The organism is Senimuribacter intestinalis (genome assembly GCF_943192965.1).
GTDB lineage: Bacteria > Bacillota > Clostridia > Peptostreptococcales > Anaerovoracaceae > Senimuribacter > Senimuribacter intestinalis.
The window spans coordinates 58,813-75,477 of sequence record NZ_CALPCF010000007.1 but is presented as its reverse complement, the minus strand read 5'-3'; the positions used below and the strand labels follow the sequence as shown (position 1 = coordinate 75,477).

Annotated in this window: 15 protein-coding genes; 10 read left to right on the top strand and 5 right to left on the bottom strand. The window is 44.2% G+C overall.

Annotated features, from left to right (window positions below):
• Positions 1-46: 46 nt before the first annotated feature.
• Positions 47-184: a helix-turn-helix domain-containing protein gene (locus NFR88_RS07955; RefSeq protein ID WP_465250581.1), complete on the bottom strand. Its 138-nt coding sequence runs from the start codon at positions 182-184 to the stop codon at positions 47-49.
• 282 nt (positions 185-466) lie between these two features.
• Between NFR88_RS07955 and NFR88_RS07950 the strand changes: the two genes are divergently transcribed.
• Positions 467-787, top strand: a complete 321-nt coding sequence (locus NFR88_RS07950; protein WP_251614877.1) for an LPS biosynthesis protein — start codon at positions 467-469, stop codon at positions 785-787.
• 253 nt (positions 788-1,040) lie between these two features.
• Here the strand turns inward: NFR88_RS07950 and NFR88_RS07945 are convergent, their stop codons facing one another.
• Both NFR88_RS07945 and NFR88_RS07940 read right to left on the bottom strand, forming a co-directional pair.
• Complete coding sequence (locus NFR88_RS07945) at positions 1,041-1,751, bottom strand: queuosine precursor transporter (protein WP_161908575.1); 711 nt, start codon at positions 1,749-1,751, stop codon at positions 1,041-1,043.
• Positions 1,744-2,457, bottom strand: a complete 714-nt coding sequence (locus NFR88_RS07940; RefSeq protein WP_160201157.1) for a radical SAM protein — start codon at positions 2,455-2,457, stop codon at positions 1,744-1,746. The genes NFR88_RS07945 and NFR88_RS07940 overlap by 8 nt, the downstream gene beginning before the upstream one ends.
• A gap of 240 nt (positions 2,458-2,697) precedes the next feature.
• Here NFR88_RS07940 and cysK point away from each other — a divergent pair, with 240 nt between their 5' ends.
• A complete protein-coding gene (gene cysK, locus NFR88_RS07935) occupies positions 2,698-3,624 on the top strand; it encodes a cysteine synthase A (RefSeq protein WP_251614875.1) in 927 nt (308 codons plus the stop codon).
• Positions 3,625-3,875: 251 nt separating this feature from the next.
• Here cysK and NFR88_RS07930 read toward each other — a convergent pair whose 3' ends face one another.
• A complete protein-coding gene (locus tag NFR88_RS07930; RefSeq protein ID WP_251614873.1) occupies positions 3,876-4,673 on the bottom strand; it encodes a hypothetical protein in 798 nt (265 codons plus the stop codon).
• A gap of 693 nt (positions 4,674-5,366) precedes the next feature.
• Between NFR88_RS07930 and rplM the strand changes: the two genes are divergently transcribed.
• Entirely contained in the window at positions 5,367-5,795 is a 429-nt protein-coding gene (gene rplM / locus NFR88_RS07925) for a 50S ribosomal protein L13 (RefSeq protein WP_160201169.1), read from the top strand.
• Positions 5,796-5,814: 19 nt separating this feature from the next.
• Positions 5,815-6,210: a 30S ribosomal protein S9 gene (gene rpsI / locus NFR88_RS07920; RefSeq protein ID WP_160201160.1), complete on the top strand. Its 396-nt coding sequence runs from the start codon at positions 5,815-5,817 to the stop codon at positions 6,208-6,210.
• 73 nt (positions 6,211-6,283) lie between these two features.
• On the opposite strand, the gene NFR88_RS07915 is transcribed toward rpsI, so the two are convergent.
• Positions 6,284-6,847 (bottom strand): peptidoglycan recognition protein family protein, encoded by a 564-nt coding sequence (locus NFR88_RS07915; RefSeq protein ID WP_160201161.1) that lies wholly within the window; start codon positions 6,845-6,847, stop codon positions 6,284-6,286.
• A gap of 188 nt (positions 6,848-7,035) precedes the next feature.
• Here NFR88_RS07915 and NFR88_RS07910 point away from each other — a divergent pair, with 188 nt between their 5' ends.
• The 6 genes from NFR88_RS07910 (at position 7,036) to NFR88_RS07885 (ending at position 16,662) form a co-directional block, all read left to right on the top strand.
• Complete coding sequence (locus NFR88_RS07910; RefSeq protein ID WP_160201162.1) at positions 7,036-7,329, top strand: putative quinol monooxygenase; 294 nt, start codon at positions 7,036-7,038, stop codon at positions 7,327-7,329.
• Positions 7,330-7,631: 302 nt separating this feature from the next.
• Complete coding sequence (locus tag NFR88_RS07905) at positions 7,632-8,537, top strand: precorrin-6B methylase (RefSeq protein ID WP_161908573.1); 906 nt, start codon at positions 7,632-7,634, stop codon at positions 8,535-8,537.
• 2 nt (positions 8,538-8,539) lie between these two features.
• Complete coding sequence (locus NFR88_RS07900; protein ID WP_251614871.1) at positions 8,540-9,199, top strand: DUF1638 domain-containing protein; 660 nt, start codon at positions 8,540-8,542, stop codon at positions 9,197-9,199.
• The gene (locus NFR88_RS07895) at positions 9,196-9,963 is read left to right on the top strand and encodes a 4Fe-4S binding protein (RefSeq protein WP_251614869.1); all 768 of its coding nucleotides are present in this window, start codon (positions 9,196-9,198) and stop codon (positions 9,961-9,963) included. The genes NFR88_RS07900 and NFR88_RS07895 overlap by 4 nt, the downstream gene beginning before the upstream one ends.
• Before the next feature lie 78 nt (positions 9,964-10,041).
• Positions 10,042-11,415 carry an MATE family efflux transporter gene (locus tag NFR88_RS07890; RefSeq protein ID WP_251614865.1) on the top strand — a complete coding sequence of 458 codons (1,374 nt, stop codon included), beginning with the start codon at positions 10,042-10,044 and terminating at the stop codon, positions 11,413-11,415.
• Between the two features lie 447 nt (positions 11,416-11,862).
• The gene (locus NFR88_RS07885) at positions 11,863-16,662 is read left to right on the top strand and encodes a right-handed parallel beta-helix repeat-containing protein (protein ID WP_251614863.1); all 4,800 of its coding nucleotides are present in this window, start codon (positions 11,863-11,865) and stop codon (positions 16,660-16,662) included.
• The last annotated feature ends 3 nt before the right edge of the window (positions 16,663-16,665 follow it).

Below are 16,665 nucleotides of genomic sequence, written 5' to 3'. Positions count from 1 at the left end.
GCTGGTAGTGTATAAGCGTGGGTTCATCATATTTGGTGTGGTATCTTTAACTATGGGAAACTCCTGTTTCCCATTTTGAAACCGCCCTATTACTAATGTTAAGCTTTTCTGCCAGCTGTAGCTGAGTAAGATTTTTTTCTTTACGACATTCAGCAATAAATTTTCCAATTTTTTCTTGATTCATTTCTTACCTCCTGGTTTTATCATACATAATAAGCATTTTTTTTGGAAGGAACTATTGGTTGATTCTCTAATTCAGCCATCAGTTGACTACTAGTACATCGAATAATGAATGCCGGCTATTAATAGCTACTTGCAACTTTACTTTTATATTGGCGGTGGACTTTATGTTCCTTCGTTTCACACATCGGGATATGACTTCACTGACAGTATCATGGAAAATGCTGTGGAAATGTTTAAAAGTCTCATTGAAGAATAACGCTGGCTTGAGAGAGGAGGACGAAAGATGCAGATCGATTATAATGAAATCGAGATGGCAGCGATGGAAGCATATAAACGCGGAGATGAAAAGGAATCCGTTCGGCTGGGGATTGAATTTTCGAAACAGCTGCGGGAGGCTGTCGCCCGTGGGGAAGATTATTGCTCTTGCACCAGACCGTGTAGAATGCATGGAAACTGTGTTGAATGCGTAGCAGCGCATCGAGCGAACAGAGACCACCTTCCGGTTTGTTTCCACGATATGATGAATGAAAGATTATATGGTCTTTCGGAATTGACAGAGCAGACTATTGCAGAAAAAATAGAGGCAGAATCTCAAGGTGTGTGAATCAAAGAAAAAACGGCGAGGTAATTCCCGCCATTTTCTCTTTGGATTAGGACTTTATTATAATTTATTATAGGTATTTGCGAATTGTATAAAATATATTATCCACATCAAATCTGTGAATCATGCTGTAAATATAATACCGTTTTTTGCGGATTTGTCAAGGGGTTTGGGAATATTTTTTTGTCCATAATGCAAATGCACGATTTATAATAATATATTGCATGTAATCTATGCGTATGAGTCAGGGCTGCGTTTATGACAGCTCTGAAATTTGATTTTTATTTTTCAGTTTGCGAGCCAGATACACTGCAGGGGTGTCCAAAACGCTGGTGAAAATGAAGATGACGTAGCTGGACATGCAGATGTGAATCAGTGTAGAAAAACTGTGGACTCCTACAAAAGCACCGAAGGTAAATAGTACGGTATTCATAAGCTGAGACAGCAAGGTGGAGCCGTTATTGCGGATCCAAAGTCCTTTCTGGCTGTCACCGAGTACTTTTTCCGTGCGTTTCCAAATCAGATGGTAAGCGCAGACATCAAACATCTGTACGATACCATAGACTGCGATGCTGACCAGCATAAGCCGCGGTGTGTTGGAAAATACCGACTGAATGGAAGGCATTGCCCAGTCGTTTGCATTTGGCGTGTATAAGAACCAGGACTGGGAAATCAGAATGAAAGCTATGCTGACACAAATGCCGATTTTTACAGCAGTGTTTGCGTATTTTCTGCCTTCTGTTTCACTTAAAATGTCAGTGACCAGGAAAGTAGAGGCAAACAGGATATTGCCCAAAGTCTGTTCCATGCCGAAAGCATCTACCAGAATCAGCGCTTCAATATTAGCTGCGATAGTGGCGACCACAGTCCACATATAAAGACCGGTCTTACCGAAAAATTTATAAAAAAGAACAACTGCTGCATAAATGCAGACTAGACTCACGATTAAAACTAATTCATTACTCATTAGATTTACCTCCTACTCCGAAATCTGTATTATTCATTAAAATATCTACCCGCTCATTATGCAGGTATTTTGGCATGATGGTGTTTTTAAAAAGCTCGATAACGCGGGGATCAGGCCGCACCGGGGTAGAGTTTTCTACCATAATATTGACACAAACCCGCTCAAAGTATGCCAGCCCTGTTTCGATGTCGGATCTCATAGAATCCGCCGTTTGTCCTGGAATACCGAAGAGCAGACAGCATTCGTTGAAGTCCTCAGCGATTTTCTCAGGGTCTGTTTCGTCGATGCCCTTTAATAGATAGGATTCTCTAAAGAGAGAATCAAAGGTTTCCACTCCGATTTTAAATTTTAGAAGAATGCCGGCAGCAGCAAATTCTTCCCGGAGGTGGCTGATACAACTTCTGTCTGTCCAGTGACATTCAAAGTGAACCTGCTTGATGTTTTTCGTCTTGCAGACTGTTTTAATCTGTGCCATGGTAGCCTTGTCCAAATCACAGATGCTGCCGGAATTGATTACCTCCAGCTTGTGGTAAAGCCCTGTAATTTTGCCAAGCACTTCCCGGTTTAGATTGAAGTTTGCGGTTTCGTCTTTGGAAAAATCCAGATGATAATCGCAGAATCTGCATCTGCGCCATTTACATCCGCTGCCGCGCAGGAGGACGATCTCCCGCGGATTCTTGTCAGAAATGATGGAATAACGTTCCATTTTTTGTCCTTTCCCGGAACAAAAAATGCGCCTACAGAATCTGCAGGCACATTAAAATAATAATCAAAAATAATGTTGACTTTAGTTCCGTAGTTTTGTTTATAGACAGGATGGTCACGAACTGTCTTATTTTATTTTCGTAAGTACTATAGCACAAATTAGCGGCGTTGTCAAAGAAAAGTGACAAATTAAAATCTTTATGATATACTGAGTAAATAGTTTTTAAGTAGGAGTTAAACGATGATATATAAAAATGTGTTAGACGCCATGGGTGAAACACCGATGATTCAGCTGAATAAAATGGTTAGTCCTGAAAGTGCGAGGGTGCTTGTAAAATTTGAGGGGCTTAACGTAGGCGGTTCTGTAAAGACGAGAACTGCTTACAATATGATTACAAAGGCGGAGGAAGACGGAATTTTGCGGCCGGATTCTGTGATTGTTGAACCGACCAGCGGGAATCAGGGAATTGGGCTTGCCCTTGTAGGCGCAGTAAAAGGCTATGAGACTGTTATTATCATGCCGGATTCTGTCAGTCAGGAAAGGAGACTTCTCGTAGAGCACTATGGGGCTAGGGTGGTGTTAGTTCACGATGAAGGAAATATCGGAGACTGCATTGAGGAATGTGTGCAGATGGCTGCACGCATGGCAGCTGAAAATCCGAAAGTTTTCGTTCCGCAGCAGTTTGAAAATGAAGCAAATCCAATGGTGCATCGTCACCATACCGGGCTTGAGATTTTGGAACAGGTGGCAGGACCTATTGACGGATTTTGTTCTGGTATTGGCACCGGCGGAACCATTACAGGTATCGGAGAAACGCTGAAAGCTTTGAATCCGCAGATTGAAATCTGGGCAGTGGAGCCGCAGAATGCTGCGATTTTAGCAGGAGGTACGGTGGGAACACATATACAGATGGGAATTGGAGATGGTATTATCCCAAAGGTTTTGAATCAGCAGATTTACGATGATATCTATATCGTCAGCGATGAAGAGGCGCTGCAGACGGCCAAGGACTTGGCACGCAAGGAAGGGCTCATGTGCGGTATCTCCAGCGGTACCAATGTGGCAGCGGCGCTTAGGCTGGCAGAAAAACTGGGAAAAGGCAAGACCGTCGTAACGATATTGCCTGACACTGCAGAGAGGTATTTTTCTACGCCGCTGTTTGAGTAGGGAGATAGTAGAGCAGTATTCTTAACCTAAAATCCAAAAAAATGAATTTTGTGTATAACGAAATTACAAAAACTTAACCGAAATCCAGAGAAACATCAAGAAATGTATAAGTTTTATGATGAATGTCAACTGCCTCGCTTTCAAAATTGCAGAAATCCTGGGATTTCGGTTATTTTATTGTGTAAATTCCGATTCAGGCTAAACCTAGATGATGATATTTATACATTTTTTGCAAAAATTTTAGATTTAGGTTAAGCTTTTCTAAAGAGAGGAAGAAGTTGTCCTTTGATGATTCGATCAATAGCAGCAACATCCAGTGTGCCATCGGGGTTGTCCATTGTGACAATCAGATTCTTCGGCATTACAATATTGTTGTGATGATATGTAGTAATTTTATTGAAAAAGCTTTCCCTGTATCTTTCGTTGTGCAAAAGTCCTGCATGCTCCCAGAAAATGTCTTCATATAAAGGTGGTGTGATCTCAAAATCTGGTCTGCAGGTAATCCAGTGCCCGTCAGGTGTTTGCAGACGAACCTTTGGCTCATATCTAAAATCAATATTCGCAGCGTGCATTAGCTCTGCAATAATGACTTCGGATTTCGAACGCAAATATAAACCAAAAGAAGTCGAATAGGTTAAGCCTTCCGGACGGTAACTCGCCTCTGCACCGTCATAATGTGGAGATTTGCTCTTGAGGTTAGAGGGGAGAATGAGGTCAGAATAGGCCTTCGGCAGACGCTTTTGAATAGAGAACGGATCGTAGGGACCATAACGCGTTAGAACTTTTTCCTGTATATGAAGATTTTGTTCAATCTGGCAGGTGGCCTCCTCTAAAAATCTTCGATACTTTAAGTCATAAATCAGGTCGGAATTTTTACTATGAATGTAATGTTGCTTTTTGGCAGAGTCAATCCAATAATAATAAAGTCTGCCGTTGATTGTTTTATAAGTGAGTTTACCCTGCGGCAATTTTTGAAGCGCTGTGTGATATTGATGTAGAAGTTTCTTTTGCAGTGCGATATCTTGCTGTGTTAATTCGATGTATCCCATGATAACCTCCTTCGATGAATGTATTTTATAGGAATATTTTACAATAAATGTAAATTAAATGCAACTAAAAAATCGAATTTACCAGGGCGAGCAGAGGCAAATAGTTATTATGACAGTTTAACGGGGAAGGGATTTAACCTAAAACGAGAAATTTTTAAAAAAGTGTATAAGAGAAGAGAGCAAATCTTAACCCAAAATAAGAAACCGCTTAAAAAATGTATAAAACTGTTGACATTATTTAGGTAGCGGCGCTTGAATTTCTATTCATATACAGTTTTCTGAGACTTCATGCAATATTCTTGTTAATTTATCTATCAGCTGGCATAAAATCCAAACAGATTGCCGATACAGAGGATGACTCTTATACACTTTTTGGAGAAAATCAAAATTTAGGTTAAGGTTCGTGTTAAAGATAAGGAACACCGCTTTGATTTGATTGCAGTTATAAAATTTCCCGCATTTGTTGAGGATTTCATGCAAAAAGATGTTGCAATCTCAAGGGTTTTGCTATATAATAGTCGTGCACTGTGCTTTCACAGGCGATTTGCATGCGTAGAACCGCCAGGGTTCGGCAGCGCTGCAAGCTAAAAGTTAGTTTTAGTCATGCCGAAACAAATTCCTTGTGGAATTTCAGTAGGCAGAACCGAAAACGATACCGGCGAAGGTATCTTAGTAGGTAGAAAGGAAGAGACAATGAAATCTTACATTGCAAAACCTGCAGAAGTAGAACGTAAATGGTACGTTGTTGATGCAGAAGGTAAGACTCTCGGCAGACTGGCATCTGAAGTTGCTTCTGTTCTGAGAGGAAAGAACAAGCCAATCTACACTCCGCACGTTGACTGTGGCGATTATGTAATCGTAATCAACGCTGAGAAAGTAGAAGTAACCGGCAAGAAGAGAAAAGAAAAGATTTACAAGAGACATACTGGATATCCAGGTGGTCTGAGAGAAATCACTTTCGAAAAGTTACAGGCAAAGAAACCAGAAGAAATCATTAAGCACGCAGTGAAAGGCATGCTTCCTGATGGAAAACTGGGCAGACAGATGTTTAAGAAGTTAAAAGTTTACGCAGGTCCTGAGCATGCACATGCTGCACAGAAGCCGGAAACTTTGGAAATCTAAGGAAAGGGAGGAATAGACAATGGCAAAATTACAATATCAGGGAACTGGTAGAAGAAAACATTCAGTTGCTAGAGTTAGATTAATCCCTGGAACTGGAAAAATCACTGTAAACAAGAAAGACTTAGAAGATTACTTCGGAATGGAAATCGTTAAGAGAGAAGTAAGAAGACCTTTTGAAGTTGCAGGCTGCGAAGGCAAATTCGATGTAATTGCTACAGTAGCAGGCGGCGGATTTACGGGTCAGGCTGGTGCGCTGAGACACGGTATCTCAAGAGCACTTTGCCAGGCTGACAAGGAAAGCTACAGAGCGCCTTTAAAAGCTGCTGGATTCTTAACAAGAGACCCAAGAATGAAGGAAAGAAAGAAGTACGGTCTGAAAAAGGCAAGAAGAGCTTCCCAGTTCTCCAAGCGTTAATCAGAAAAGGTATTTATACTTTCAGCAATCAAAAACAAACCCCATCTTCGGATGGGGTTTTGTGTTGCCGATTTTACATTGCAGACTTTACATCTCGGCGGAATCCGTCCATCGTGTAGTCTGTACCAAGTCCTTGCCAGAAATGCTCTGGATCTTCGTGGTCAGAGGCAGTGCCACGAAGATAACCTTCGTAGTGTGAAACGATGACGCCGTCTGCCAGCGGATCTAACCCGTATTTATGGCAAAGCCATGCGAAAAGTTCCACCGCAGTATCGTAAGTCAGCTTTGCACAGGCGAGGGCTTCTTCCCTGTTATCACAGGTAAACCCAAATTGACTGGTATAGGAAAGGGAGGCGGGTTCACACATTTCTACGCCGATGTGGGTGCTGTTGTAAGTGCCGCCGCAGTGCCAGGCACGGTGATTCCACGGCAGTGTCTGATAAATTTTTCCGTCTGTGCCGTCGATAAATGCGTGAACGCAGGCTTCCTGACAGTCGGGATTGTTCCACTTTTCCATAAAGTAAAAAGGCTGCTGATAGGCGCAGCCTACTGAGTGCAGCATGAGTCCTTTCACCTCAATGGTATCGCCTTCTAAAAAGCAGGCACTTTTTGTTAGATAAGATTCTATAATTTCCATGATAAATTCCTCCGGGGATTAATGTAGTTTCATTATATCCTATGGCAAGAAATTTTACAAAATGATATTTCTATGGTTGTATTTTTGCCATTACCATGTTATGGTCATACCTAAATATCATGTGGTTGCGAGGAAAATATAAATTATGCTATACTGTTATAAAAGTTCATGAAAGGAACGATGTAAAAATGACGAATTTCTATGTAACATACACACTAAAGGATAAAGCGGCGCGAGACGCTTTTTACGGGGAAGTGAAAACCTGCGGCGTGATAGAAAAATCGTTGGCGGAGGATGGGTGCATCAGGTATGCCTATTATTATCCGGCAGATTCGGAGAACCAGATTTTGCTGTGGGAACAGTGGGAGAGCAGGCAGGCACAGAAAAACCATACAAAGCAGCCGCATTTTAAGAAGCTGGGAGAGATTAAGGCAAAGTATCCAATGGAAACGGAAATTCTTATCGAAGATGTTCAGGTCTAACTTTACTATTTCGTAACGCAAAAGACATGGAAGCGATACGATTCCTTGACAAAATCATCACATTTCCTTGCTATACTAAACTTGTCAAAAGGAGATAGGGTTACACGAGATAATTTCTTTTTGAACGTTCTTTCTTAATTAGATATCGCAGTCAGAAGACTCCATCGGATGATGGAGTCTTTTGACATGTGGGGAAGAAATTGTTTTCAGCGGCGGAAAGTAAGCTGGGATTTCTTGAAACCCCACTGGATTCGTGATAAAATAAGAAAAAGAAGCCTGACAGACAGAAAGGACGGAAAGCTATGGAAAAACAACTTTTCACCAACGAAATTATTTTATCGTGGCTGCAGTATTTTGCAGATAATACACCGATTGACTTGGAACAGATTAAGATGATGGATATCACCAAGAGAAATAAGAATCTGATTCCGACAGTAGAGGCGCATAAGGCAGTGCTTGCTTTTATGGAAGCAGGAGACGCTGAAATTTTTTATCATATGTGGAATGCAGGGCTTGGTGACTGCGAGGTCTGGTACAACGAGGGTTCCGCGCCGGAAGGTCCGATTAAGCACGATAAAGTCAGCGATATGATTAACCGCGGCATTAACGCTTCTGCGGGTATGCTGGTGGTAAATCCGAGCTCTCGCAATACCTATAAGATGGGCATGGACAATTTGAATTTCCGCAAAGATTCCGGAAGAGGCGTGGGAAGCGAAGTTCGTTCCATTATTTTGAACAAAATGGAAATCGGAAGAGAAGATACGGTCTGTGTGATTGGAGGCGAAAGCCTTGCCATTGAGGCTGCTTTTATGGCAAATGAAGGTACTGTTATTGCAGTGGAATACAATCATCGCAATAGAGATGCCATGATGGATAATATGGCATATTTTGATTTGCGCAATATGAAAATCACAGATCATGTGGATGAAGAAACCTTTGAGAATTACCCGACTCCTTCGGTGGCATTTATGGTCGCTTCTGCCAGCATGGAGCAGGAAATCAAGTTTCTTCTCTCCATGAATCCACAGATGAATCTAGTAATCTATACTTTGGATTTGAGTGTGGCAGGGGCTATGAGAGGCATTTTGGAGGCTAACGGCATCAAGGAAGCAGAGGTGATTCAAGTAGCGGTGTCCAGACTGAACGCAAAGAACGCTTTTGAAGTGCAGCCCGCTCCATGGATTATCACGGGAAAAGCGGAAGCGTAATCATGAGCACTATATTAATCACCTGCAGCAATATGAGCGATCATGTGAGGGCAGCGCAGGAGAAAGAGGGAACGGACTATCCGGTCATTGAACTGGACAGCAAACTTCACGCAGAGCCGAGGGATATGCGTGCAAGGCTCTTTGAGACGCTGGAAACACTGCCGAAGGACGTGGATTTGGTACTTCTTTCTATGGGACACTGCGGTGGGTCGGTAGCGGAAAGGCCGCTGCCTGTAAAGCTGGTTATGCCAAAGGTGGACGACTGTATTACTCTGCTTTTACATACCGACGACAATTGGTACCCTAATCTGAAAGAGGGAGGGCATCTTTACCTGACCGACAGAGTCCAGGGTGATTTGTCGATAGAGAGCATTCACGATTCTCTGATAGAACGGTACGGGGAGAAAAAGGGCGGACGCATTTTTGATATTTGGTTTGATTCCTACCGCAGCGTAGATATCATTGATACAGGCGCATATGATAGTTACGCGCCGGCGTATCTTGCGGCGGCAGCGCGCAATGCGGCGCTGATAGACTGCCCGGTTTGCCATGTAGATGGCAGCAACCATCTGCTGGAAAAACTGGTGGGCGGCAGATGGGACCATCAGTTTATCATAGCCGAAAAAGGCAGAGTTTTGCGAGAGGAAGATTTTTTAAGATGAAAAAGGTAACAGCGATTTATTTCAGCCCGACCCGGGGCACGAAGAAATATGTGGAAGCGGTGGCAAAGGCACTGGATCCGGATTTTACCGTGATTGACCTGACTAGTGCGAAGGCGCGCGCTGGCAAATACCACTTTGGCGCTGATGATTTGGTCATCTTTGGGGCGCCGGTGTATGCCGGAAGGCTTCCCCTTTATCCGGAAAAACTGTATGGGAACATTACAGGTGATGGAACGCCGGCGATTTTTACGGTGACCTACGGAAACAGAGAGTTTGATGATGCGCTTTTGGAAACCAAGGACATGTGCGAGGCGAACGGATTTGTAGGAATTGCAGCGGCCGCATGGCTTGCGGAACACACCTATTCTGCGAAACTGGCGGGAGGGCGTCCGAGTCAGGAGGATCTGGCGGAAGTGGAAGACTTTGCCGAAATGATTACCCAGGCAAGTTTGTTTGAGCCTTTGGATGTACCGGGAAACCGCCCGTATAGAGAAGGCAGCCGGCATCCGATGAACACTGTTGCTGCAGAGCGGTGCAGTGAGTGTGGTCTTTGTGCGCGTATATGTCCGGTAGGTGCTATTCATGATGGAGCAGGCTTTGAAGCGGACCAGTCCAAATGTATCGGCTGTCTTGCCTGTGTAAAGCGCTGCATGCGCAGCGCGCGGATTGTAGACGACCCGGGACTTGCAGCGATAAGACAAAAATTGGAACCGGCATTTGGCGGTGTACATAAGGAGAATCAGTATTTTCTGAATACAAAATAAAACAAATTTAATGCAACTTCTCTATTGCTTTTTATACAGAAAGGCATATAATTTAATATTAGCGATAGGAGAAGAAGTATGACAGAGAAGAAAAATTTTGAAATGGATATGGTGAGAGGACCAGTGCTAAAAAAGATGCTCAGGTTCTCTCTTCCTTTAATGTTTTCTAGTATTTTGCAGATTCTGTTTAATGCTGCAGATATTATTGTGGTGGGACGTTTTGCAGGGGACCATTCGCTGGCGGCGGTGGGTTCTACCACGGCGCTGATTAATCTTTTAGTAAATCTTTTTATCGGGCTTTCCATCGGCGCTAATGTAATGGCGGCTAAATACTACGGTGCGCGGCGCAGTGAGGCCTTAAAAGAGACCGTACATACAGCCATTGCGCTTAGCTTTGTCAGTGGAGTACTGCTGACGATTATAGGGATTTTGGGTTCGAGACAAATTCTAATCTGGATGAAAACGCCGGAGGAGGTTGTGGATCTTGCAGCGCTTTATTTGCGCGTATATTTTCTTGGCATGACTGGAGTTATGGTCTATAACTTTGGCGCATCTATTCTCAGAGCGGTCGGTGATACCAAAAGACCGATGTACTATCTGGGGTTTTCCGGTGTTATCAATGTGGTGCTTAATTTGATTTTTGTAATTCCGCTGCGGATGGATGTGGCGGGTGTTGGTGCTGCAACCGCAATTTCTCAGTGGGTTTCGGCGATTTTGATTATCCAGTGCATGAGAAAAGAAGAAGGCGCCATGAAATTAGTTCTGCGGGAGCTGCGCATTCATGGAGACAAGCTGATTGCTATTGTAAAAATTGGACTTCCTGCGGGCGTACAGGGGATGATTTTCTCCCTGACCAACGTGATGATTCAGTCCTCCATAAATTCTTTTGGCGCGACTATCGTGGCAGGAAACTCGGCGTCCAGCAACGTGGAGAATTTTATTTATTTCCCTATGAATGCTTTTTATCAGGCGACGATTTCTTTTACCAGTCAGAATGTGGGAGCAAGGAGAATCAGCAGAATCGACAAGATTTTGACAAGAGGCGAGATGTGCGCCATCGGAATAGGTTTGATTACAGGCCTTTTGGAACTGGCATTTGCACCGTTTCTTCTGGGGATATACTCTTCCAGCGGCGCGGTGGTTGCAGCAGGTATGCGCAGGATGCGAATTATAGCGCCGACCTATGCGCTTTGTGGCGCTATGGATGTTATGGTAGGCGCACTGCGCGGCATGGGCTATTCTGTTATGCCAATGCTGGTTTCGCTGGTTGGTGTTTGCGGTCTTAGAATTTTGTGGATTACGACACTGTTTCAAATGCCGCAGTTCCATACGCTGGAGATGCTTTACATCACTTATCCGGTGACTTGGGGTGTTACAGCGACAGCACATTTGATTACTTTCTTGGTACTGCGTAAAAAGCTTCGCGAGAAGGCTGTTGCGAGACGGCTGTAATGAGGCGGGTGCTGCGAATTACATATATTCAAGAAAAAGTCCTAAAATATGCACGATGTTGTGCATATTTTCTTGGGAATTTCTTAAAATATGCACAAACAAAGCTGCTTACGGAGAATTTTACTGTTCTTTCGGCAGCTTTTTCAATGGGAACAGTACCAATGTGCATATTAAAGGTGTTTTTTTAAAAAATATGCATACCGATGTGCATATAATCGACATAATTACTCAAAATATGCACATCGAAGCCTGGGTAGTCTGAAAAGCTGCCATACGGTTAAATCTAATAGGATTCAGCCGTATGGCAGCTTTCCTGTTTTTGCAAGGGGAAAATCTAACCAAAATCTAACGAAAGTGTTGAAAAATCAACGATTGACAGCGATAGAAAAAGCGAATATAATAATATTGGAAATAATGAGAAGAAAGAGTAATGAAGGAGGGGAACCTGTGAGAAAAAGGCAAAAACCACAATCACAGAATAGAAAACGAATCATTGCAATTGGACTCTCAGTGGCAATGCTTCTTTCGGTACCTACGATGCAGGCGGCTGCTTTTGAATCGGAGGATTCAGAACATGCAGCTCTACTAGCAGAAGAAACGTCTGACGGCAGTGGAACTTTGACAGAAGAAAATTCTGAAGGAGAAAATTCCGCAGAAGAGGAAAAAAACGTAGTGCTTGCAGAAGAAGACAGTGAAACGGGTATGGACACTGCAGTACAGGACAGGAGCGAGGCTACGGAAACATCAGAAATGGCAGAGAATCCGGAAACCCCGAAAAATTCGGTGGCAGAGGCTTCTATCGGCGAAAATGCGTATGATACGCTGCAGGAAGCTTTGAATGCGGCCAAAGAAGGGGATACAGTCTGTCTGCACAAAGATATAAACAAATCTGTCGTATTACGCAAGGCGATTACATTGGATTTGCAGGGACGTAGTATTTCAGGAAATGGTTCCTGCGCGGTCTATATCAATGGTGTGGACGCAAAGATTATAAACGGAACGATTAAGGATACGACTGCAACCAATGGCGCAGGCATTTATATCAGTAAAGCAGATGTCTTGCTGGAAAATATAAATGTGATAGGAAATACAGCGACCGGAGGATGGGGCGGCGGTATTTATGCCGCTTACAGCAGTGTTACTATGAACAACTGTGAAGTTTGTGATAATGTCAATACTTATTACGGCGGTGGCATTGCGCTGGTTGGAAGCAGTCTGAATGCGGATAAGACAACGATTGGAAATAATGAGATTCGGGAAAAAGTCTATAGCACCCAGGTTGGAGGCGGAATCTATCTTCATGATGAAGACAGTACCCTGAACCTGAAGAACTGCAATCTGAACGAAAATAAAGCCTGTCAGGGCGGCGCGATTTATGCAAAAGGCGCTGTCACATTGGAAAATTGTTCTATAATAGGTAATGAAACAAGCTATCAGGGTGGCGGCATTTACGCCAACGCGTCAGTCACTTTGAAAGAGTGCACAGTAACAGAAAACAAATCAGATAGTCACGGCGGCGGTATCTTTGCAAACGGTATTAAGCTCAGCCTGAAAAGCACTACGTTCAGCGGCAACTATGCGAACGGCAATGGTGGCGGCATAATGCTCAGCGGCGGAAGTAGCAGCGCGGAAATTGCTGATAGTACCTTTTCACAAAACAGTGCAGGCAGCAGTGGCGGCGGGATTGGTAGCTATGGAACAATTGTGCTGGAAAACTGCAGCCTGACAGAAAATACTGCTGACAGCAATGGTGGTGGTATTTTTTCCAGTAGTAGTTACGGTGGCGGCAATGTGACCATGACTGGGGGCAAACTTGCAGGCAACGAGACGGTTCTCCGGGGAGGAGGTCTTTATCTGACTGGCGATGGCGCGGAGATAAGAGATCTGGAAGTATCAGGAAATCAGGCGGCTTCTGGTGGCGGTATGCATATCAGCACAGATGAAAATACTATCATTGAAAATGTTGCGTTTACCGGAAACAGCGCCAGAGAAGCGGCGGCGGTTTCTTCCAGAGGCATCAGTGGTAGTGGGGATAAGCCGATCGTATTGAAAGCCTGCACTTTTACTAAGAATGCCGGTGAAAATACCGAAAGTATTTTCGTCGGAGGTTTAAAGAATATCTTAAAGAACTGTATTTTCTCTGAAAACAACAGTCCGCAAGGATGTATTGTAAATGTTTATGGGAACAGTTCGGAACTGTTCTTAGAAGATTGTCTTTTAGAAAAGAACACTTCAAAGTACGCGACGGTGTATAGCAACTGTAGTAAGCCAAGGGATGGTATAGAATTGAAGAACACCGTAATCAGGTATAACGAGGCAACCGGAACCGAAACAAATGCGACTGGAGGTGTTGCTGCGGACGGTAAAGGCTATCTGCGCATGATTTCCGGTGCGATTTATGAAAACACCAGCGGTGCGGACAGCGGCGCCAATGATTTGTTCCTCAGTGCAAACAGTTCGGTAGACGTTATTAAGGCTGAAGCTATGGAAGACGGCGAAACGTCTTTTGAGGGCTACACTTGGCATGATGAGACGAACTATATCAATGAAAAAGAAGGGCTGAGCACAGACAGCACCAGTGACAGATATTTTACCGCGGGTAAATACGATGATAGAATTGTTGCCCGCATTGGTGATGAAACTTTTAGAAGTCTGCAGGCGGCTGTAGACGCTGCAAAGACAGGAGATAAGATCGTTTTAATCGCAGGGGAATCTGACGGAAGCGCTGCTTTAACGACAAAATCCATTCGCGTTGAGAAGGATTTAACTATTGACCTAAACGGTCATACTGTGTGGATTAGAGGCAGCAGCGGGATTTCAACAGCAGCGGGAAAACTGAAGCTGGAAGGAACGGGAACTATTCACGGCACATTGAGAGCCGTTGAAGAGGGACAGCTTTCCGTAGCAGAAGGTGTTGTTGCAGAAAATCTGGTGATGAATGGTCAGAAAGCGTATCTCGATATGAGGCAGGATACTTTAAACCTGACTCTCGGCGCAGGCAAATCTGTGGCACTAGGTCAAAACTTCGAGATGGAAAATATTTCCATAGAACTTGATAGTACAGTACTGGCGCAGCTTAACGGAGACGGATTTTTAGAACAGAATATTACGCTGATGACCGGTGCCCTCGATAAAAATCTTTCGGATAAAATTAATGTAAAAGGTTTGAAAAATCCTTTAGTAAGACTTGTGCAGAAGGATGATAAAATTGAACTTGAGAAGAAAATGCTTCAGGGTGTGTATCTGGATGGAAACAAAGGCAGCGACAGCGCCGATGGTCTTTCCAAGACGGCGCCTGTAAAGACTTTTGAAAAGGCAAAAGAAATCCTGACTGCTCACGAAGAATTAGATACTATCTATATCATGGGAACGGTTAGGATAAGCGGCAGCGCGTCTTGGACTTTGGAAAAAGGACAGATTATGCGCTATCCGGAATATAACGGAAATTTAATTTCCGTATCGAGCGGAAGCAATTTTGTACTTTCCCATATCACCATCGACGGTGCGGCGTCCTACGGTCTGACTAATACCAAAGCGTTAATCAGTCTCGGCGGTACTATGGAAATTGGCGAAGATGCGATTTTGCGAAGCAACAACGTTTCAGCAGCTTCTGGCGTGGAGTCACGGGGCGGCGCAATTATGTGCAGCGGAAAACTTACTATGAACGGCGGCGTAATTTGCAACTGCAGTGCAGAATTCGGCGGTGGAGTGTTCCTTTATGGAGACGGCGTATTTACCATGAATGACGGCGTAATGGAATCTAATATTGCCACTGGAAAGAGCAGAGCAGGTCAGGGCGGCGCTGTGATGATTACACATGATTCACAAATGATTATGAATGGCGGTGTGCTGCGTGGAAATCGTTCAGAAAGCAGCAACGGCGGTGCAATCTCTGTCGGCGGCTTGGCAGAAACAAATGCTTATCCACTTTTGAAAATCAATGGCGGCTATATTGCAGAAAACTATGCGAAGAGCTGTGGTGGCGGTATCTATGTAGAATGTAACGGTAAGGCGATTGTCAATGAAGAGATGAAGACCGGAGAAGTCGTTGGTATTCTCAACAATCGCTGTGACGGTGAACGCGGCTGGTTTGGCGGCGGCGGTATCTATGTCAACGGTGGTTTGCAGGATCTCGGTTATAAAAATGGCGTATTATATGTTTACAATGTGGCAGTATACAACAACGCCGCAAAAGGCATGCTGGGTGAGTACGGTGCAGGTCTTGCGGGCTGTGGTACTTCCAATACAACGATTTACGTGACCGATGGAGGCGTGTTCTATCAGAATCACAGCACAGAAGGAATTGCAGAGGATATTCTTTGCTCCAATGTAGATCATGGAACCGGCGTATCTTCTGTGCATGTGACTCCGGGCAGCCATATTTCCGAATATATGCTGGGCGGCGGCGCTTACCACTGGAAAAGTGTGAGTGGTGAAGAAATTACGCTCAGCGGCGTGCACAAAAGCGGTATTCACGCAATGCATACGGATTTAACGGCAGAGGCGCCGGAAATTGAGAAAGCTATGGGTCTTGCTGGTGTGTTTATTGCTGGTAATACTTCCGGTACTCGCGGCGGCGGTATTGGAAGCAATGGTGATGTGATTATTGGTCATCCTGATGACGAGCAAGATTTGAGGGACATCAAGGCTACTAAGGTTTGGGACGATAATGACGACCAGCACAAGTTAAGGCCCGAATATATCAAAATCTGGCTGGTAAGAAACGGAGAGAAAGTCGCATATGAAATCTGCAGACCTGACGAGAATGACGTATGGCAAGAAGTAACTTTTAAAGATCAGCCGATTGCTGACGAAAATGGAACTCCATATGCATATACAGTTGTCGAGGACAGAGTCGGACTGGATTACCGCTATGTCAGCAGCGTGGAGGAAGTCGAGGAAGTGCTGGTAATTACCAACACCTTTAAGCCAAATATACCGGTGATACCGACTACGCCTGATGATTCGACTCCGGATCCTGACGATCCGAACCCACCAATCGATATTGAGGATCCGGATGTGCCGTTGGGACCGGGACCTGGATCTGATGATCCTGAGCCACCAATAGATATCGATGATCCGGATGTACCGTTGGGGCCGGGACCTGGACCTGGTGACGATACATCCAGTAAATTCTCGCCGGAAACAGGAGACGATACGTCGCTTATGCTGCTTTTAGGCATCCTCGGTGTTTCAGTTCTGGCACTGGGTACGGCAGTATACAGCAGGAAAAAACGGATGCAATAAAGG